The organism is Banduia mediterranea (assembly GCF_031846245.1).
Lineage (GTDB): Bacteria > Pseudomonadota > Gammaproteobacteria > Nevskiales > Nevskiaceae > Banduia > Banduia mediterranea.
In genome coordinates this window covers 35,433-52,691 of the sequence record NZ_JAVRIC010000004.1, presented here as the reverse complement: position 1 = coordinate 52,691, position 17,259 = coordinate 35,433, and the positions used below count along the sequence as shown (strand labels likewise).

Annotated in this window: 28 protein-coding genes and 1 pseudogene; 1 reads left to right on the top strand and 28 read right to left on the bottom strand. The window is 66.4% G+C overall.

What is annotated here, in order from left to right; translation table 11 throughout:
- Positions 1 to 11: 11 nt before the first annotated feature.
- From RM530_RS04000 to RM530_RS03910, 19 genes are all read right to left on the bottom strand, one after another.
- Positions 12 to 338, bottom strand: coding sequence for a hypothetical protein (locus RM530_RS04000; protein ID WP_311363920.1), 327 nt, complete (start codon positions 336 to 338; stop codon positions 12 to 14).
- A gap of 48 nt (positions 339 to 386) precedes the next feature.
- Entirely contained in the window at positions 387 to 626 is a 240-nt protein-coding gene (locus RM530_RS03995) for a DUF7210 family protein (protein WP_311363919.1), read from the bottom strand.
- 3 nt (positions 627 to 629) lie between these two features.
- Entirely contained in the window at positions 630 to 1,373 is a 744-nt protein-coding gene (locus tag RM530_RS03990; RefSeq protein ID WP_311363918.1) for a phage tail tube protein, read from the bottom strand.
- Positions 1,370 to 1,846: a phage tail terminator protein gene (locus RM530_RS03985; protein WP_311363917.1), complete on the bottom strand. Its 477-nt coding sequence runs from the start codon at positions 1,844 to 1,846 to the stop codon at positions 1,370 to 1,372. The genes RM530_RS03990 and RM530_RS03985 overlap by 4 nt, the downstream gene beginning before the upstream one ends.
- A gap of 1 nt (position 1,847) precedes the next feature.
- On the bottom strand, positions 1,848 to 2,348 hold the full coding sequence (locus RM530_RS03980; RefSeq protein ID WP_311363916.1) for a gp436 family protein: 501 nt from the start codon (positions 2,346 to 2,348) through the stop codon (positions 1,848 to 1,850).
- A gap of 6 nt (positions 2,349 to 2,354) precedes the next feature.
- Positions 2,355 to 2,576: an HI1506-related protein gene (locus tag RM530_RS03975; protein ID WP_311363915.1), complete on the bottom strand. Its 222-nt coding sequence runs from the start codon at positions 2,574 to 2,576 to the stop codon at positions 2,355 to 2,357.
- Between the two features lie 138 nt (positions 2,577 to 2,714).
- The gene (locus tag RM530_RS03970) at positions 2,715 to 3,620 is read right to left on the bottom strand and encodes a Mu-like prophage major head subunit gpT family protein (RefSeq protein WP_311363914.1); all 906 of its coding nucleotides are present in this window, start codon (positions 3,618 to 3,620) and stop codon (positions 2,715 to 2,717) included.
- A gap of 38 nt (positions 3,621 to 3,658) precedes the next feature.
- Positions 3,659 to 4,108, bottom strand: coding sequence for a hypothetical protein (locus RM530_RS03965; protein WP_311363913.1), 450 nt, complete (start codon positions 4,106 to 4,108; stop codon positions 3,659 to 3,661).
- A 33-nt stretch (positions 4,109 to 4,141) separates the two neighbouring features.
- Positions 4,142 to 5,050: a phage protease gene (locus RM530_RS03960; protein ID WP_311363912.1), complete on the bottom strand. Its 909-nt coding sequence runs from the start codon at positions 5,048 to 5,050 to the stop codon at positions 4,142 to 4,144.
- 281 nt (positions 5,051 to 5,331) lie between these two features.
- Positions 5,332 to 5,826, bottom strand: a complete 495-nt coding sequence (locus RM530_RS03955; RefSeq protein WP_311363911.1) for a phage virion morphogenesis protein — start codon at positions 5,824 to 5,826, stop codon at positions 5,332 to 5,334.
- Positions 5,827 to 5,916: 90 nt separating this feature from the next.
- Positions 5,917 to 7,149: a PBECR2 nuclease fold domain-containing protein gene (locus RM530_RS03950; RefSeq protein WP_311363910.1), complete on the bottom strand. Its 1,233-nt coding sequence runs from the start codon at positions 7,147 to 7,149 to the stop codon at positions 5,917 to 5,919.
- 1 nt (position 7,150) lies between these two features.
- Positions 7,151 to 8,707, bottom strand: a complete 1,557-nt coding sequence (locus RM530_RS03945) for a DUF935 domain-containing protein (protein WP_311363909.1) — start codon at positions 8,705 to 8,707, stop codon at positions 7,151 to 7,153.
- On the bottom strand, positions 8,707 to 10,377 hold the full coding sequence (locus tag RM530_RS03940; RefSeq protein WP_311363908.1) for a hypothetical protein: 1,671 nt from the start codon (positions 10,375 to 10,377) through the stop codon (positions 8,707 to 8,709). The genes RM530_RS03945 and RM530_RS03940 overlap by 1 nt, the downstream gene beginning before the upstream one ends.
- On the bottom strand, positions 10,377 to 10,871 hold the full coding sequence (locus RM530_RS03935) for a DUF3486 family protein (RefSeq protein WP_311363907.1): 495 nt from the start codon (positions 10,869 to 10,871) through the stop codon (positions 10,377 to 10,379). Before RM530_RS03935 ends, RM530_RS03940 begins: the two co-directional genes overlap by 1 nt.
- A gap of 32 nt (positions 10,872 to 10,903) precedes the next feature.
- Positions 10,904 to 11,209, bottom strand: coding sequence for a cytoplasmic protein (locus RM530_RS03930; protein ID WP_311363906.1), 306 nt, complete (start codon positions 11,207 to 11,209; stop codon positions 10,904 to 10,906).
- Positions 11,206 to 11,556, bottom strand: coding sequence for a hypothetical protein (locus RM530_RS03925; RefSeq protein WP_311363905.1), 351 nt, complete (start codon positions 11,554 to 11,556; stop codon positions 11,206 to 11,208). Before RM530_RS03925 ends, RM530_RS03930 begins: the two co-directional genes overlap by 4 nt.
- On the bottom strand, positions 11,546 to 12,172 hold the full coding sequence (locus RM530_RS03920) for a hypothetical protein (RefSeq protein WP_311363904.1): 627 nt from the start codon (positions 12,170 to 12,172) through the stop codon (positions 11,546 to 11,548). The genes RM530_RS03925 and RM530_RS03920 overlap by 11 nt, the downstream gene beginning before the upstream one ends.
- Positions 12,172 to 12,408, bottom strand: coding sequence for a hypothetical protein (locus RM530_RS03915; RefSeq protein WP_311363903.1), 237 nt, complete (start codon positions 12,406 to 12,408; stop codon positions 12,172 to 12,174). The genes RM530_RS03920 and RM530_RS03915 overlap by 1 nt, the downstream gene beginning before the upstream one ends.
- Positions 12,405 to 12,938, bottom strand: a complete 534-nt coding sequence (locus tag RM530_RS03910) for a lytic transglycosylase domain-containing protein (RefSeq protein WP_311363902.1) — start codon at positions 12,936 to 12,938, stop codon at positions 12,405 to 12,407. The genes RM530_RS03915 and RM530_RS03910 overlap by 4 nt, the downstream gene beginning before the upstream one ends.
- Before the next feature lie 136 nt (positions 12,939 to 13,074).
- Here RM530_RS03910 and RM530_RS03905 point away from each other — a divergent pair, with 136 nt between their 5' ends.
- The gene (locus RM530_RS03905) at positions 13,075 to 13,677 is read left to right on the top strand and encodes a hypothetical protein (RefSeq protein ID WP_311363901.1); all 603 of its coding nucleotides are present in this window, start codon (positions 13,075 to 13,077) and stop codon (positions 13,675 to 13,677) included.
- 16 nt (positions 13,678 to 13,693) lie between these two features.
- Here RM530_RS03905 and RM530_RS03900 read toward each other — a convergent pair.
- The 9 genes and pseudogenes from RM530_RS03900 to RM530_RS03860 form a co-directional block, all read right to left on the bottom strand.
- Positions 13,694 to 13,813: pseudogene (locus tag RM530_RS03900) on the bottom strand (tyrosine-type recombinase/integrase); the annotation flags it as partial.
- A 50-nt stretch (positions 13,814 to 13,863) separates the two neighbouring features.
- On the bottom strand, positions 13,864 to 14,049 hold the full coding sequence (locus RM530_RS03895; RefSeq protein ID WP_311363900.1) for a hypothetical protein: 186 nt from the start codon (positions 14,047 to 14,049) through the stop codon (positions 13,864 to 13,866).
- Positions 14,046 to 14,684: a BRO family protein gene (locus RM530_RS03890; protein ID WP_311363899.1), complete on the bottom strand. Its 639-nt coding sequence runs from the start codon at positions 14,682 to 14,684 to the stop codon at positions 14,046 to 14,048. The genes RM530_RS03895 and RM530_RS03890 overlap by 4 nt, the downstream gene beginning before the upstream one ends.
- 317 nt (positions 14,685 to 15,001) lie before the next feature.
- Positions 15,002 to 15,280: a hypothetical protein gene (locus RM530_RS03885; RefSeq protein WP_311363898.1), complete on the bottom strand. Its 279-nt coding sequence runs from the start codon at positions 15,278 to 15,280 to the stop codon at positions 15,002 to 15,004.
- Positions 15,281 to 15,362: 82 nt separating this feature from the next.
- Complete coding sequence (locus tag RM530_RS03880; RefSeq protein WP_311363897.1) at positions 15,363 to 15,743, bottom strand: Mor transcription activator family protein; 381 nt, start codon at positions 15,741 to 15,743, stop codon at positions 15,363 to 15,365.
- A gap of 4 nt (positions 15,744 to 15,747) precedes the next feature.
- Complete coding sequence (locus RM530_RS03875; protein WP_311363896.1) at positions 15,748 to 15,981, bottom strand: hypothetical protein; 234 nt, start codon at positions 15,979 to 15,981, stop codon at positions 15,748 to 15,750.
- Positions 15,978 to 16,409, bottom strand: coding sequence for a regulatory protein GemA (locus RM530_RS03870; protein ID WP_311363895.1), 432 nt, complete (start codon positions 16,407 to 16,409; stop codon positions 15,978 to 15,980). The genes RM530_RS03875 and RM530_RS03870 overlap by 4 nt, the downstream gene beginning before the upstream one ends.
- Positions 16,393 to 16,740 (bottom strand): DUF6378 domain-containing protein, encoded by a 348-nt coding sequence (locus tag RM530_RS03865; protein ID WP_311363894.1) that lies wholly within the window; start codon positions 16,738 to 16,740, stop codon positions 16,393 to 16,395. The genes RM530_RS03870 and RM530_RS03865 overlap by 17 nt, the downstream gene beginning before the upstream one ends.
- Entirely contained in the window at positions 16,737 to 17,255 is a 519-nt protein-coding gene (locus RM530_RS03860; protein WP_311363893.1) for a host-nuclease inhibitor Gam family protein, read from the bottom strand. Before RM530_RS03860 ends, RM530_RS03865 begins: the two co-directional genes overlap by 4 nt.
- Positions 17,256 to 17,259 lie beyond the last annotated feature (4 nt).

The following is a 17,259-nucleotide window of genomic DNA, read 5'->3' as shown; positions in this document are numbered from 1 at the left end:
CGCTCCGGGGCTTACTGGCGGCTGGTGGTCGGATTCGCCGCGGCGTCCAACTGGGTAGACAAAGCCTGCAAGCGCACCACGCCGGGCAAGACCTTCTCACCCAGGTAGGCGCCCGCGCGGTCGATAAAGTCCGGCGCGCGCTGATTGAGCAGGTCCACTGCTTCATCCAGCGGCATGGTGGCGGCATCCGGGCGGTCGCAGATCAGCGCCACCAGACGGATCAAATCCTCGCCGTGGGCCAGCAGCAGCGCGCTCCAGTCCTCATGGCCGGATTGCTGCTGCGAGGACCAGGCATCGATCAAGCGCAGCAGCAACAGCATGTCGTTCAAATTGAGCATCGGTCTACCCGTGTTTAGGCCCCATCAAAGGGGCCTGTAAATAAGGAGTCAGATCACGCCGCGCTGGCGCAGCCAGTCGGCGATCTGGGGCGACACCTCGATGGTCTTGCCGGCGCCGTACTGGACGCCGGCATGGTTGTGCGGTGTGCGCAGCACCACCGCCACCCGAGCCGGCTCCGCGCTGCGCTCCAGCTCGGAGTCGAAGGGTGGCGGCGCGCCGTAATCGCCGGGCGTGTCGCCGATTTCGGGTGCGATCGGGTCCGGGCCGGTGGTCGGTTTGCGGGGCATGGCTCAGGCCGCCCGCAGGGTGACGGTGTAGGGCCCGGTCTGGCCCGGCAGTGTGCGCGGCAAGCCCGACAGGGCCACCCGCGCATAGGCGCCGGAGGCAAAGTCCAGCTCGCCGGTGGGCGCCAGGCGCGTTTCCGGCACGTCTACGATGACCAGCGACTGGTCGGCCAGGTTGATGCCGTCCAGGATCACGCGGCCGCGGATCACCGGTTTGGAGCCGCCCGTCACCGTGCTGCCGGTGACCTCGCTGTAGGCGTAGCTCAGCTTGTTGTCGGTGGCGACGGCACCAGCGCTGAGCCCCTGCATCCAGCCCATGCGGCGGTTGATCGAATAGTCCGTGCCCTCGACATAGGTGACATCGCCGGCGGCATTGGTCAGCACCACGCCGACTGCATTGATATTGACGTGCGGCAGCTGCACGCTGGCGTTGAGCTTGAGCCCGACCACCGCGTCCGTGACCGTGCCGTCGGCCTGCGTCAGCGCGGCCACATCGCCCATCAGCGCCAGGCCCAGCACGGCGGCGTTGACCTCGTCGGCCTCGATCGCCAGCGTGGCGGGGCTCTTGATGTAGACCACGTCCTTGGCTTGGCCGTAGTCATCGCGCCCGCGCGACTCGCGGATCACGGACTGCGTGGGCTCGGTGATCGCGAACTTCTTCGCGTCGAACAAGTAGACGATGCCGGTGGACTGGCCGGCATCGTCGAGCCGGTCGAAATAGACATCGCCGGCACACAGGATTCCGCTCATGAGGTGACTCCAGGCTGCGCGCCCGTCAACGAGCGCTCGGTGGTAAATGAAAGAGGGAAATAGGCGTTGCGCACGCCGTACTGCGGCGGGTAGGCCGGGTCGGTCAAGGCGAGCGGTTTGAACGCGCGGCCGGACTGGTACGGCGGCACCCAGCCGTGGACCATGCCGATCACGTCGTCGAGCAGGATCGAGGCATCCTCCCGCGCGCCCAGGCGTTCGCCGTCGCGCAGGTTGGCGAGCACGGCGGTGACGGAATACCCCTGACCGATGCGCACCTGGCGCTTGGCCGCTTCCAGCACGCGATAACCGTCATAGGTCACCAGCAGTGCCGGCACCCGCAGGATCGGCTCGGCGGTGGCGTTGTCGCGCGGCACCTGGCGGCCGGACTTCACGTCCACCGGCCGGCCCTGGAATTCCACCTGGCCGGCCAGGTGCTCCACGAGCTGTTGTTCGAGGACGAGGAAGTCGCTCATCTCACAGGCCCTTCATGCTGTCGCGCGTGAACAGCCGCGCCGGCCCGAAGACCTCGCCGGAGACATGCTCCGCGGCCGGCGCCGGCGCGGTGGCGCTGCCCAGTGCGAGCTTGCCGTCGCGCACCGCCTGCAGGGTCTTTTCCGCGATCTTGTAGTCGCGCTCTTCCACGCCGTCCTTGGCCGCGGCGTCGCCCCAGAGATAGAAGCGCGCGATCGAGCAGGTATTACGCACGATCATCAGCGGCAGCGGCGACAGCGGCACCGCGTAGAGATCCGAGACGTGCGTGTTGACGAACTCCGTGGCGTCGGACAGTGCCTCTTCGATGCGGGCGATCGCCGCATCGATCGCGGCGACCTCCTCCGCGTTGTAGTCCCCCAGCTCGCCGGCGATGCCCGCCTTGAGCATGTCCCCGGTCACGCGCAGACCCTCGGGTGCCGCACGCTGAGCGACGAGGTCCGCCTCGAAGCGCGCGATCAAGTCGGCTGGCGTGGCATAGCTCATTGCGAATTACTTCGTCTGGGCGACTTTCTTGGCCGGCACTTTCTTGGCTGGCGCTGGTGTATCGATCTCGACCGTCTCGACGATCAGGCGCGGTTCGCCCTTGAGCGCAGCGATGTCCTCGTCGCTCAAGGTATCGATCGGGTGATCGACGGCTGTCGCGGGGTGATGCATCCCGGCGCGGCGAAAGCCTTCGCGGGGCTTGGCGGTGATGCGGATGAATTGCGGCATGATGTGTTGACCCTGTTGGACCTGCGGCGAGGGCATCCCCGACCACCCGCTGCAGGATTTCGTCTGCGCTCGCCTCAACCGATCCGGGGAATCCGCTGCGGGTCAATGCGCCTCGCTGGGGGGGGGAATGGCTGCGGATCAGATGACCCAGGGGGAGCTGACGACCTCGACCAGGCCCTTGAGCACGTTCTCGGCGCCGTTGGCCAGCGTGCTGGCGCTGACCAGCTTGCGGGCAGCGAACTCCTGTCCGGGACGCACCAGCAGCACGTTGGGCTTGATGCCCAGCGGGCGGCCGAAATCACCCGTGCGTTCGGTCATGGCGGTGTACGCGGCGATGAGGTTGGTTTCGTCCAGCGCCTTGCGGGATCCATAGGCGAGCTGCCAGAAGCCGTAACCCACGTTGCGGCGGCAGTCCACGCCGTAGACGAATTCCTTGGCCCAGAAGACGTTGTCGTCGGTGACTTGGTTCTTGGACACGAACTCGGGCTTTTTGCGGTCCTGGAAGATGATCGGCCGCAGTGCGCGAGATAGGTCCAACAGATACCAGGGCGTGCCGGCGCCGGAGTTGTCGTCCCAATTGCTCTGGGATTGCACCCCGCCGGCGGCATCGAGCACCGGGTGATCCGTGTCGAAGAAGTTCTGGCCGTCGTAGCACAGCTGGCTTGCGCCATCCTTGACCAGGCCGAATACCATCTGATCAGGATGCGCCTCCACCGAGCGGCCCATTTCTTCCATCATTGGCGCATAGATGCCGTGCTGGTCGTCGTCGACAGCGTTGCGCGGCACGCCAACCGTCAGCTCCCAATCCTTGTTTTTGATGGTGTAGCCGTGGCTCTTGACACCGTGGACCACGCGATCACCGAGCCATTCGCGGACGTTCGGGAAGCTGCCCAGCCAGCCATATTCTTCGCTCGCGGTGCCGCTGGGCACCATCGTCGCGAAACGGCTGTACTGCGTCTGCGCCTGGGCGGCCGTGATGCCGCGCTGGAACGCGGCTTTGTAGCCGGTGTTGAGGGTGCGAAGATTCGCCTGATTGATCTGCATGTGATGCGCTCCGAGAATCGGGTAGGGAGAACCTGGGCTTAGGGGCCGGCCGGACCTGCGGGACCGAGGGCGCCGGGCATGATCTGCACCCAGACATCGCCATCGGAATCCACGTCGGCGATGGCGCCGGCCAATGAGAGTGAGCCACTGCCATCGGTCAGCGCCACGGTCTGGTCGTCCACCGCGTAGCAGGCCTGGCCGATGTGCGCGTGGGTGATTTCGTCGCCGGCGGCGGAATTGGCGAACTTGAAACAGCCGCGTTCGCCGTCCACACGATTGAGCCCGTCCGTACCTTCGCCGGACACGGTATAGCGGGCAACAGCGAGTGCCTGGCCGCTGCCTGCGGTGCCGGCCGGTACGGCCATGCCGTCCGCCGCGAGTAGCGCGAACATCGTGCCCGCGTAGATCGTGGCACTGCCCGAGACGGGCTTGTTGATGAGCAGGTTCTCGCGCCGGGCGGTGGCGCGGCCTTGAATGGCTGCAGTCATGATTGCGTGACTCCGTGTGTGAGGGGTGCGGGCTTACGCCCGAGCCGCCAGGTACTGTTCTTCGGTGACGCCCATCTGCCGGCAGATCAGCTGCTCATCGGCATTGAGCGCGGTCTGCCCGGCCTGCCCGGCCGGCGGCTTGTCGCCGGGGTTGACCGGCGGCGCGCCGATCACGGGCATGGCGGCCAGCGCCGCCTTGAAGCGTTCGAGCCCGCCATCGGCGCGGCAGTTGGCCAGGTAGTACTCGCGGGTGGCCGGGATCACCTTGCCGTCCGCCTGCGCCTGGTCGACCAGCGCCACGATCTCGGCCTCGCGGCCCTGTGCGCGTTCAGCGTTGAGCGCGGTCTCGGCGGTGGTGGCGCGTGCCAGCGCGGCATTCAGCTCGGCGGCCGGTTTCCACTGCGTCGGGTCGGGCGTCTGCGCCGCGTTGAGGGCGGTCTGCTTGTCCTGCTGGAGGCTGTTGATGGCCGTCAGGCAGGCGGATTCGTCGGCGGTTTCGGGCAGGCCGAGTGCCGCGGCTATGGCTTTCAAAGACATGGGGTGCTCCGGGTCGTCGTTCTCGCGGTTGAGGGCGAGCTGCGGGAAGTTGGGATCGTTGGTGAGGCCGGCGCCGACCACGGCCAGGATGTTGCCGTCGCCGTCGTGCTCGAACTCGGGAGACAGAAAGCGGTAATCGCGGCCGTTGATGGCTGCTTCACCGCGCGCATTCCAGTCCGGCGTGAACTCGATGCCGCCGTCGGCGGCGGCGCGGATGGATTCGATCCAGCCGAAAGCCGGGGCGCGGCCGCCCTTTGGGGCCGCCAGCACGCGCGCATGGTTTTCGGTGATCGCCCGCGACCGGGTCCACGCCGCGATGACGGCGCCGGGGTTGGCGAGCTGGAACGTGCGCCCGTCCACGCCGCGCACCTTGCCTTCGGCGTCCGGGGCGGGAATCAGCGTCATCGTGGCGCCAGCGGCATCAGCCGTTGGCAACTCGAAACACAGGGCGGAAATACGCGTCTGGGGCATGGACCGCAGTGTGTGCGGTCGCCCGGCGGCGGATAACGCTAACGGCGGTTAGCCGCACCCATCAGTGGCGCCCGACCAGCATGAAGCACCGGACGCACGCCGCGCAAGCTGGCGCTGACCCCTTTAATTGGCCTTTAATCGCTCGCGTAAGGCGATTACAGAAATTCTTGGTGTCGTTGCGCGCCGGACGGCCCCGCGCGGCCCTGGCGGCGCGCTCAGGGCTTGGCGTCGATCGCGATCTGCAGATGGTCCTGGGTGATGTCCACCAGCTCACGGTCATCGGCGGCCGAATGGCCCAGCCACGGCCGCGCCGGGATGTCGCCTCGGGGGATCGGCCCGCCGCGCCGGGTGCGGCCGAACACGCCTTGCGCGGCGCCATACTGCATGACCGCGCCATAGGGCCGGTTGGTCCCGAACTCCAGGCCGTCCGGCCCGGCGTTGTAGCGCAGGGTACCGGCAAGGAAGCCTTCCAGCACCAGGATGCGGCTGGCGTTCTTTTTCTTCTGGGCCTGGTACTCGGGCGACAAGGGCGCCCAGGGCTTGCCGGCCGGGCTCACCTGCCGCTCGAAGCGATCGCGATGCGAGATCAACAGGTATTCGCCGTAGTCGCGCATGATCGGCGTGATGTCGCCGAGCAGCGCCATTGCCCGGCTCAAGGCGTTGGACGCCAGCGTGCCGTCGAACTCGATCGTGTAGCGCGCGCCGGCCATGCTAGGATCGCCTCACGGCGTCAGGACAAGGGCTGCGTCCCGTTCCAGTCCTGGCGATTGCCGGCCTCCGCGCAGGGAGGCAACGCGCCTTCACCCAGGCCTCCCATAGATCAGCTCACCCTGCCGCTGCCGTTGCAGATCAGCCAGGTTGCCGGTGGGGATGACGGTCCAGCCTTCCAGGCGCCCACGCACGGCGTTGGCCACCAGCAGTAAACCCCGGCCCTTGCCCAGGTCGAAGCCCTTGATCACCCGCGCGCGCAGCGCCACGTAGCCGGTGGCCTTGTGGCGCTCAAACGAGACCCAGGTTTCGAAGGGGTCGGCCAGAGTGTCATCCAGCAGCGGCAGGTAGGCGGCGCGGCCGAAATCGTCGATATGCTCGGCCAGCGACTCGGCGTTGATCGCCACGGGTAGGCCCTGCACGTCGTAGACCTTTTCCGGCCCCCCGATGGTCTCGCGCACGCGCCGCAGTAGATCCTCGCGCGAGACCGCAGGCGGTTGCAGGCCCACGCGCGGCGGGTCCAGCGGGATGCGCGGCGGCCGGTCGAACTCCATCCAGGTCTTGGGCGTGAGCTTGTCCCAGGCCGGCGCGCCCTGGGCGCGCCAGCCGTCCATCACTTCATCGGCCAACGGTTTGCCGTAGGCCGCCTCGCCAGGCGAATAGCCGAAGCCGGGGTCGATGCCCTTGGGCACGCGCACGGTGCGCGGATTGGGGCCGCGCACGCCCACCGTGCGCTCCTCGTACTCGATCGCTGGCGCCTGGTCCGGGCCGTCCTTGCCGAGGCGTTTCAAGTCCCGTTCCGACAGGGTTTCGACATCGCAGTCGCAGCCCCAGGCGTTTTGCGGGTAGTGCGTCGACCAGAAGGCGTCGTCATGGCGCAGCACCAAACCGTCCCAGGCTTGATGTTCGGCACGCGGGTGCTCCTGAAACGGGCTGTGCCGATAGCGCCAGAACGGCCGCGTGCGGATCACCTGCTGCTGCTGTTGCCAGCGCCCGGTGTTGTAGCTCTGGCGCAGATTGGTGTGGTAGATCACGCGGGTACGCCAGTTGCGGCCGCCGTTGTAGACCCAGCCGTGGCGCTGGACCAGCGCATCGAAATCCTTGCGGAAATCCTCCAGGGTGGCGCCGTCGGCGATCACCTTGTCCACAGCGCCGCGTAGATCCGTGAGCAGATCATCCTTCATCGCCCCGGCGACGACGAAGGCACGGGCATGCTGGCCGTCGAAGATATCGGTCCAACTCGCCGTGGGCAGGTTGAGCTTGCCGCGAAAGAACTCGATCTGCTCGCCAAAGGGCAGCGAGCCGTGTTCGACGCTGCCGGGCACCTCAGCGGACCTGCCCGGCCTCGGCCAGGATGTCGTAGCGGCCGGCCAGCTCGGCCGCCGTCAGGGCATCGCCGAGCAGTGCCTGGAAGTCCGCCGTCGGCATCTGCGCGTGCAGCGCCAGCAGGCCGTCGCGATATTCCTCCAGGCTCTGCACCTGGTCCAGCAGCCGGCGCGCGGCGTCGATCCATCCGTCCAGCGGCGCATCCGCTTCACGGCTCACGCGCTCCACCTGCCCCGGCGTCGCATCCTGCGCGCGCTGCGCGGCGTTGAGGGCAACGTGGTGATTCAGGGCGGCGGGCGCCGCCATCGGCGAGCGCAGCAGCTTGGCGCCCTTGGCCGGCTCCGGCGCGCCGATCTTGTCGCGCGCCCATTTTTCCTCGACCTCCAGGCCCAGGGGCACCATCACCTTCAGATAGTCGGCGATGCCCTTCACATCCTCGGGCTCGGTGATTTGCAGGATGAGGCGCGGATACTCCTCTTGCGGGCCGAAGTTGAGGTCCACCAGGGGCCGCACCAGATCGCGATTCAGCGTGACTTCCAGGTCGAAGGCATCCGCCGCCAGGATGTCGCCACGGATCTCGTTCTTGACCTCGGCAAAGCCGCTGCCGATGCCGCCGGGCTCCGTATCCGTGGTGCCGGTCTGGCCGAGCACCGCCTTGCTGATCTGCTTGTCCGCGAAGGTGCAGAGCTTCTCGTACAGATCCGCGCCGCCGGTGACGTTGCCCAGCTGGTGGAACTCCATCTTCAGCGAGTCGCTGAGCATGGCGGCCGCATCGGTCCCGATCGAGGACAGCGCCCGGCGCAGCACGGCCTTGTCCTCGTTATTCGCGTTCGGCCCGTAGCGGCCGATGCGCAGCGGCATGCCGAACACTTCGGCGAAGGCCACCCAATCTTTGAGCGCATACGACTTGCACAGGAACATGAAGGCGCACAGGCGCGCCAGGCCGGCGCGGATCTGCAGGCCGGTCTTGATGCGCGGCTGGTGAACGACGTAGGCGAAGGGCTGCAGCGGCATGCCATCCGTGTGGGAGGGGTCGAGCAGGCGTAGCTCGCGGCCGGTATCCCGGTCGTAGCGGAACCAGCGCGGATCCATATGCGGGTATTCGCCCGGCGTCCACTGTGCCTGGCGCAGCCAGCGGATCGAACAGACCGAGTAGCCCTTGCCGATGCCATCGGTCAGATCGGCCACCAGTTCGGTGGTGGCGGGCCGGCGGATGACCTGGCGCACAAAGTCGGCGTGCTTCACGTGGTCGGCCGATTCGGACGCGGCCTCGACCAGGCGCGGCAGGCCCACGACGGCGCGCTTGCGCACCGAGAGCACGGCCGCGTAGTGCGCGTCCCGCTCTTCCATTTCCTCGGCCAGCGTGAGGTAGTCGTCCGCGTCGCCCTGCGCGGAACGTTCCAGCACGCCGGCGAGCTGCGCCGGCGTCAGCCCACGCGCGACCGACTCGTGCCAGACCTGGCGCACGCTGGTGAGGCCGCCGAGGTCGACGTCTTCTTCCAGCTGGCGCAGATCGATGAACTGCCCGTCGGGGCCGAGAATGCGGGATAGGGCCATCAGATCACCCCTTTGACGCGCCAGCCATGTGCGGGCGCGTCGTCGTTGTTTCGTGGTCGCATGAAACCGCCGCCGGCGGCACGGCCAGCGGGTGCGCTGACGGGCTCATAGGTGGCTGGCTGATACGGGTTCTGCAGGCTGGCGAACCACATCAGTGCACCGGCAATGGCAAAGTCGCCGTGGCGCTTGAGATCGGGTTCCTTCAGATCCTTGCGTTCGATCTTGGGCACCATCTGGATGCCGTCCACCGCTTCGATCATGCGCAGATCGCCGTCGAGGTTGTCGTCCAGCGGAATCTGGATGGTGCCGTCTTCAAACGCCCCGGTGAACTTGGGCATCCATTCGCCGTACCAGGGACGGCTCAGCGTGACCTGGTGCACACGGCCCTCGCCGTAGCGATCCCAGGTGTATTCGGCGATCGTTTGGCCGGGTCCGGTGGCATCCACCGCCAGCACCGGGAAGTTCGGCACGCCGTCCATCATCGACCAGAGGATTTGCTCCTGTTGCCGCGTGGGCACGTTGTGCAGCTCCACCACGAAGGGCACGCTGCGCGTCAGCACACGGTCGATCTCCGCAGGCACGATGACGGAAAAGTGCCGGTGGCGTGCGTAGTCCATGCCCATCGCATAGCGCGCCCGCGCATCCAGGCTCTCGATCAGCGGCTTGAGCCGCTCGCCGATCCAGTCATCGCACCAGGCGATGCGCGTGTCCTCGTGCAGTTCGATGAACGATTCGTCCAGCGCCAGCCGCAGGACGGGACGGCCGTCGCACATCGCACGCTCGATCCACACGCCTGGGATGCCCTTGCCGCCGCCGTCGCGCGGGATCGCGTCCAGCTCCTCGCGCATGGCGGATACACGAGAGCCGTAGCCGCGCCGCACCCGCGTATACCAAGCCTTTTTGCCCTCGGGCGTGGGGGTTTCGCGGGTCTTGAGGCACACGCGTTCGTACAGGCCGTTGGCCACCGCATCGTCGAACGTGGCCGTGTAGCGCCAGGCATCTGGTCCGTACAGCCCGGCTTCGATGTCTTTGCACAGCTGATTGAAGGCGTTCTTCTTACCGTTATGGGTACTGATAATGCGCAGCTTGCCGCCCCAGATCAGCAGTGCGGTGGCGGCGTCGAGCACCGCCTGCACGTCGGTATGGAACGCGGCCTCGTCGATGACGACGATACCCTGCAGCCCGCGGATCGCCGCCGGGCGCGAGGACAGCGCGACGACCGAGAAACCGCTGGCAAAGCGGATGCGCCAGGCCGTGATGTGCTTGGTATTGCCGCGCTCGTCCTGATCTTCGAACAGAAACTCCTCGATGCCGGAAACGCCCTGGCCCTGTGCGGTGGCGATCACGCGCGCGAACTTGGCGCAATAGCCGATGAATTCCAGCCCTTTTTCCTTGGCGTCTGGGATGTAGTAGACATTGTCGCCGCCGGCCTCGCGGCTGCTGGCGGCGGTGACGGTATCGTCCAGAGCCTCGGCAAAGGTGATGCCGGTTCGGCGGCCCTTGTCGCAGACCTTGATAGGGGCGGCGATCAGTATCCATTCGCTTTGGTGATGCATCAGCACGCCGGTGGCCGACGGATCGAAGTCCGCCGGGATCGCACGCACGCTGTCCGGCAGCTCTTCCCAGCCGACGATGCGCTGCACGTCGCCCAAAGCCTGGAGGGTGCCCATCAGATCCCCGCGAGCACTTGCTGGCGCCAGAACTGGACCTGCTCGGTGCCCATGCCCTGCGAGGTCGCAGCCTGCTCGACGCGCTGCGCGGCTTCCTTGAGCGCCTGCTCGCGCGCCTCGCGCTGCCACTTCTTTTGCTGCACGGAGGCGCGCGTCAGCTCCGCGATCGCGCGCGCGAGTTTGGGAAAGTCCACCGTGTCGGGATCCAGCTCCAGGTCGATCAACACGCCGAACAGCTTTTCCTGGGTGAGCCGCATCAGCGCATCGTTCATGGCGCCTTCGTCGTCCGGGCTCTCCGCGACGATGGCCTTGGCCTGTTCGGTGCTGAGTTTGAGCGCGCGGATGCGCTCCTCGAACTTCTGGCCATAGCGATGTAATGCGCTCTTCGAGATTTCGCAGTGCTGTTCGACCAGCCAGTCGGCCAGCGCCTCGTAACCCGAGAACGATCCCGCGATCAGCCGGCGATTCAGCTCATCGCGCAGAGGCTCGGGCAATTGGGAGACGCCGCTACGGGGTGGCACGGCCGTTACCAGTACTTCGCCGGCCGGGCGATGCCCGGTTCGCAGTCGATGGTGTATTCAGCGATGTCGGTGCCGTAGCGCGTCAGCGCCGCATGCCAGCGGCCGCCGGGGTCTTTGTGCAGCTCGACTAGGTCGCGGTCTTCCAGGTAGTCCAGCTCGCGCCGGATTTCCAGGGCGGTGGCATCCGGCCACATGGCGTGCGCGGTCATCAGCACCAGCTCTTCGTGGCAGCCGATAGGACGGGCGTTGTTGAGCGTGAGCAGGATGGTCCAGCGCATACCCTCGCGCCGTACCTTGGCGTGGTCGATCATGGAGTCCCCCGGAGTTGCACGGTTTCCAGCTTGGTGGCCAGCGCGTCCAGCTTGCTTTCGATCACCGTCTGTCCGCGCACGTAGTCCTCGCGGCGCACATATTGCAGCGGCAGCTCGGCGCGCAGCTTGAGAATCTCCTTGTCCACGCGCTGCCATTGCTCGGCCTCCTGTCGAGCGTTGGTTTCCAGCTTGTTCAACGAGCCCTCGATGCCGTGCAGGCGCTGCGTCAGCGTCTGGTCCTGCTGGTGCTGCGTCATGCGGATCACGCCCCAGGCGCCGCCCATGAACGTCACCAGCAGCCCCACCAGGAACGTCAGCAAGGCCCAGAAGTCGATTTCAAGAAGCACAGTCTTTCCCTTTGCCGAGGCGCTGGCAGGTCTGTCGCTGCCACTCGATCAGCCGCTGGCACTGGGCGCGCTGGTCGTACCACAGCTCGGCGTTGTCGACGTGGTTGGCGAGCACGTCGCCGGTAGAGACGGCGGCGGCCGCGGCGTCAGCGGGATCGGCACCGCCAGCGGCATCAGTAGGTCCGCCGGCGGTACCGGGCACTCCCGGATCGAGGGCGCGGTTCCACACGCGGACAAAGCCGCGGCTGTACTCATTGCGATCAGGGCACTCGCAAGCCGGTGCCTCCGGCGTGGCCGGGACGCGGACGATCTGGGTAACGACATGGGGCACCTCCTCACGAATCGTGCGGTAGACGATGCGGGCCTCGGCACGGTCCGCCGCCAGCGCGGTGGATTGCGTACGGTCGATCCGCGCCTGCGCAGCGCGGGCCTCGCGGTCTGCCGCTGCGGCGTTCTGCACGGACTGGAGCTGCGCCGCGGCCACGGCGTTCGCCTTGGCTGTCCAGCCCCACCGATAGCCGCCAGCCACCAGTGCCACGGCGCAGAGCACCCACACGAGCAAGCCAATGGCGTAGGCGCGTAGACCGGCGAGCCCGGCAATGGCGCGGCCCAGCATCACGCGTCACCGCCGCGCCGGTAATAGGGGCGGTCCGCGGTCGACCGGCGCATGCAGATCGGCTGCGTGGTCTTGCCGCGCAAGAGCAAATTGACCATCGCCAACAAGAACGTCAGCCAGACGAATGCCCCGCGCGGGATCTCGGATTCGAGCATCGGAAGAGTCTCTGCCAGCGCCCCGCATATCAGCACCAGCGCGTTGACCCAGATCGTCCAGGAGCGATACCAGGGCTTCATGCCAGCCCCTGGAAGCCGCCCTCACGGGCGACTTTGTCCACGTAGACCTGATTCTCGAACCGGCCCTGTGCATCCAGGCGTGGGCTGCCGGCGTTGTAGGCCGCCACCACGCCGGGCCAGCCGTGCTGCAGGCGGAAGCGGCCGGCGAGGCGGGCCAAGTAGCGGCAGCCGTAATCCAGCCCGGTGGCCGGATCGCACAGGCCGGCGAAGTGGCCCTCGTAGCCCAGCTCACGCGCCACGGCACCCATCACCTGCATCACGCCCCAGCTGGTTTGCTGGCCCAGCCATTCGGTCAGTCGGGAGGAGCCGCGCGGTGACGGGAAGCTCGCGGGCGGCAGGCGCCGGCTCGCTGTGGCGCTGGAGACCGGCAGCGGCGCGCCGCTGCGCACATTCCACAACCAGGGATAGGCGGGCTCGCAGCGCATGGCGTTGGCGTCGCCACCAGATTCAACCTGCACGATCGCCTGCACCAGCTGGGGCGGCAGGTGGTGGCGGGCGGCGATGGCGGCGATTGGCAGGCCGGGAGTCATGGCCGCAGTGTGTGCGGCGGGCCGGCAGTGGCGAAGGCTAACCGGTGTTAGCTGCCGGGGCGGATCATTGCAACGGATGTTGCGATGCGGGGCGCGACTGTGTCAATTTGCGCTGCGAGGAAAGACGGGGGAAGACATGTTTCGCAAGCACTTGGTATTGCTCGCCCTGGTTTTTTGCGCGAGTTCATCAGCATGGGCCGGTGCTAAGTGTTTTGGCATCGATCAGGAGTGGCATCCCTATGGCGACAAGCGGTGCGATGCACCCGTACCGCAACCCAAAACTGAGGCTCCCGTCACCCCGCACAGAGCAGTATCAGTGTCTGCGACGAGCGAGCTTTTGAAGAGCAGAGCTTCTTTTCGGGCAGATTCGCAGGCGGTCTGCTCCGAAAAGTGGACCAAGCGGGGCGTGCTGGACAATCGGATGTTTGATTACTGCATGAAGCAGCAGAGCGAGGCCTACGCGGATCTCGTTTCGCTGGACCAGTATGCCGACAAAGCGTTCTATCGCGATACGGCGTTTCCGTACTGCAACCGGCAGTGGACCAAGCGAGACGTTACGGATGCGGTGATGCTCGCGCACTGCCTGAACCAGGAGGTGGAGGGCGTCAAAGATGTCCTCTACTACCGCGACAAGTTCGGCGCAGCAGCCGTGGACCCGATATCCAACCGTGCGATTGCCCGCTTTGGCTCGTGGAACATGGCCGCGCATGAGGTGAAGCAAGCCGTACAGGGCCGGTGATTGCCTTGCACCCGCCTTATTGCAAGCGGTCCAGCGGGCTCGTAACGCCGCGCACGCCCCGGTTGAGAACGTGCGTATAGATCATTGTAGTTTCCACGTCCTTGTGGCCCAGCAATTCCTGAACGGTGCGAATGTCCGAATTCCAGAAATAAGCAAGGGCCGCACATTGCGGCCCTTGCGCCAGAACTACTCCAGCCCTAGTTTCGTCAAGGCCGCATTCTGCCGGCGAATCAGATCGTCGAGCACGCAGGCCAGTGCGTCGCGGTTCACACTACCTAAGTCCCGCTCCGGCGTCACAAGATCAGCCAGAACGTGCAGGTAATGCTGCGTGATATGCAACTCGTCCAGCGGGTTGTTGGCCGGCGCGTTCATGCGAGCAGCCCCTTGGTGCGTTGTCCACGGATGAAGCTTTCGACCGTACTGTCCGACCGGCCGATACGCTTGCCGATCGCCGCGTTTCCCAGGCCGCTGGCACGCAGCGCCAGAATCTGCGCGCGTTCGGATTCGGACAGCGGAACCCGTTTGGGCGCTTGCAGCTTCTGCATGATGCTGATCTGCGTGCGCAGTGCTTCCAGTAGCTCGTCTTTGAGTGAGGCGACCTGATCGCGCAGGTCACCGATCTCGCGAGCCTCGGCTAGGGCCTGGACCTGGCCGGGGCGGACGGGAGGCCCAGCCGGCACCGACGGCCGATCCTTGAGCACGGCGAGCACCCAGCGGCGGAACGCCTTGGCTCGCGGGGTGTGGGAGAACATGCCGAGGAGATGCGCGCCGTCGGCGTTGAATACTCGGAGGTCGCGACGCTGACCCTGCGTGGTCAAATTGACCACGCAGGTCATGGCCTCCGTGAATTCATCTGCATGACGACTGTAGATTTTGAGAAGGCTGCGAGGGTCGGCGTAACCCATCGCGAGCGCCGTCTCGGTGGCCGTCAGCCACCGTTGCCCATTGAGGCTGTGCACCGACAGTGAAATATCTTCGAATTGAACAACAGAGGGTATGTTGTGCATGTCTGAACTCCTGTTTCCGAGATAGGAGCCCCACGGCCTTTCTACGGGCGATGGGGCGGCCGGGAGGGTAGAAACCGGAAACAGACGGCCGACGGTATTCCCCTTTCGGGTCTTGTGTTCCCGCCGCCTCCCGACCATAGAAGATGGGTCGGGCACAACAAAGCCAGTCTTTCGGGACCGGCTTTCCGCTGTTTCAGAGGTTTCTACGCCTCTGCGCGGATGTTGCGCCCGCCTTTTTCAGGCTGTCAACTATTCGGCACAACTTGCGCTTGAAGCCGACCCGGCTTCGCCGGACGGCTTAAGCTGTCCGTTGGGCGTCATGCCAGCGACTCCAGCGTGTAATCGCCGATGTTGACCACGATGTACCCGTCATCGGTTTCGTGGCTCACCGCTTCGCCGTGCCAGCACAGATGCGCAATGCACTCACGCATGTGGCCGTCGGCCTGACATTGCGGTATCGCAAATTCATCAATTCCGCTGGTAGCCACGCCTTCGCAGCGGATCAGTTCTTCCGCTGCCATAGTGGCTATTCGATGCGCCCGGTCGTCGGCCATCTTTTCGGCTAGTTGGCGGGCAATTTTCCGCTCTGCGTTCAAGTTCAATCCTCCGCGCCCAACAGGCGCTTCAAGCCGACATCCCCGCCTTCGGCGGGGCTGCGGCTTAAGCTGGCGTTATGCCTCACAACAAAGTCCCCTGTCGCTGTCGATCCGCCTTGGCTTTGAGCCGGTAGATTGAGAACTGATGGATCCCGTACTCGCGGGCCACATCGGCGGCGCTGCGCGTTTCCAGCGCCTGCAGAATCTGCGCGTTGAGGCGCGCGCGGTGGTAGCGGGTGCACATGGGCGGCACCAGCGTATCGCCGCCGTAGATGCTGGCCAGCTTGCGGGCGGCTTCGATGCCGAGGTGCAGCGCGATTGGATGATCGGCACGGATGTCTTTGGGCACGGTGAGCCGAATGCCCGGCCAGGCCGCAGACAGCTTGAGCGCCGCGTCCAGGCCGATGACCTGGGCGATCTCGATCAGCTTGGGCGGCAGGAACTGGCGGGCGATCGGGTCCATCGGATCAGTGCATGCCGCGAGGGTGGAAGCGGTCGAATACGGCGTTGGCACAGGCGCGCGCCACGCCGGCGACAAAGGCGTGCACGCGCTGCCAGCGCTGGGTCTCATGCTCGGCCTGGGCGGCCAGGCGGCCGGCGACGTCCGCCAGGACGGCCATCTGTTCGTGGTCGTCGCTGAGTTCGGCGAGGATGGTGCGGATCCGGGTCTCGGCATCCACGAGTTGTTGGTCGGTGCTCATTGCGTGCGCTCCTCACGCCGTGTGCGGTCGATCTGCAGGGCGGCAATCAGCTTGTGCAGCTGCCCCGGATCGCACCATGTGAATTTCTCGATGCCGAACATGCGCTTGCTCATGCCGTCGGCGTAGGCGTCATTGCGACGCGGTGTGGCGTTGATCAGCAGCGCGCGGACCTTGGCGACCAGGCGAGCCTTGCCGTCGGCTGGGCGCTGGCGGGGTTTGGCGCGCAGCGACAAGCCTCGCGTCTTGGCGTGCGCTTCGAGGTGCGCGATGACCTGGGCGCGGCCCTGGCTGTCCAGCCGGACCGACGATTCCACACGGCCCACGGACCACAGCATGGCTTCGTATTGGTCGCGGTCCAGACCAAGCAGCCCGGCCAGGATGTGGATGCGGGCCAGCTCGCGGCGGCGTGGGTCAGCTTGCCGGTTCATTGGGCTTCGGCTCCCGGCCCGCGCTTTCTCCGGCCAGCGACAGGTAGCTGGCGCCGTCCACGTAGTCGTCGCGGTTGTAGGCGCCCTGCGCGGCGCGGGCCGCCTTGAGCGCGACCATAAACATCCAGCCTTCCTCCTCGGAAAGATGGATGTCCGTCATCGCCGCGAAGATGGCGACGGTGCGGGCCATCGAGCGCTCGCCGCCGGGCGTGTCGCGTGTTGCCGCACGAGCGTTCTGCACGTCGATCGCTTCCTGGAGGATTTGCTGGGCGCCTGTGCGCGGCGGCGGCTGCTGCGTCAGGAACACGGGCACATCGGGTCTGGCGTTCATTCGGCATCGGCCTCCAGAGCGGATGCGAGCAGCGCATCGACCAGCTTGTCGATCTCACTGTCCACGGGCTTGATCACCACGCATTCGCCCAACTCCACGGCCTGCACGCCGATGCGTCGCAGCTCGGCCGTCGAAAGGGTGTTCAAACCGCCCTTGAGCGGCTTCTCCGTGGTCTTGATGAGGGTGTCCGCCATGTCTGGCAGGTGCCGGCGGATCAAGGTGCAGACCTTGGCGCTGTCGTCCCACAGCAGCGCGCCGCGGCCTTTCATGTAGCCGACGCGGATGCCGTGAAAGGTGCGGGTCTTGGGCGCCTCGAACAGAGCCGGGCCGGTTTCGATGGCGGCCTGCAGTTCGTCCTGGCGCGCGGCGGCAGTGGCGATCGCCGCCTTGATGCCGCGCAGGCGCTGGCGCTTGATACGGGTCAGCTCGTCGTCGAGTTCGCGCACACGCTCGGCGAGCACGGCGCGCGCGTCGGCGAAGGCCTTGGTCTGCAGCTCAATGGTTTCCAGTGTCATGGGG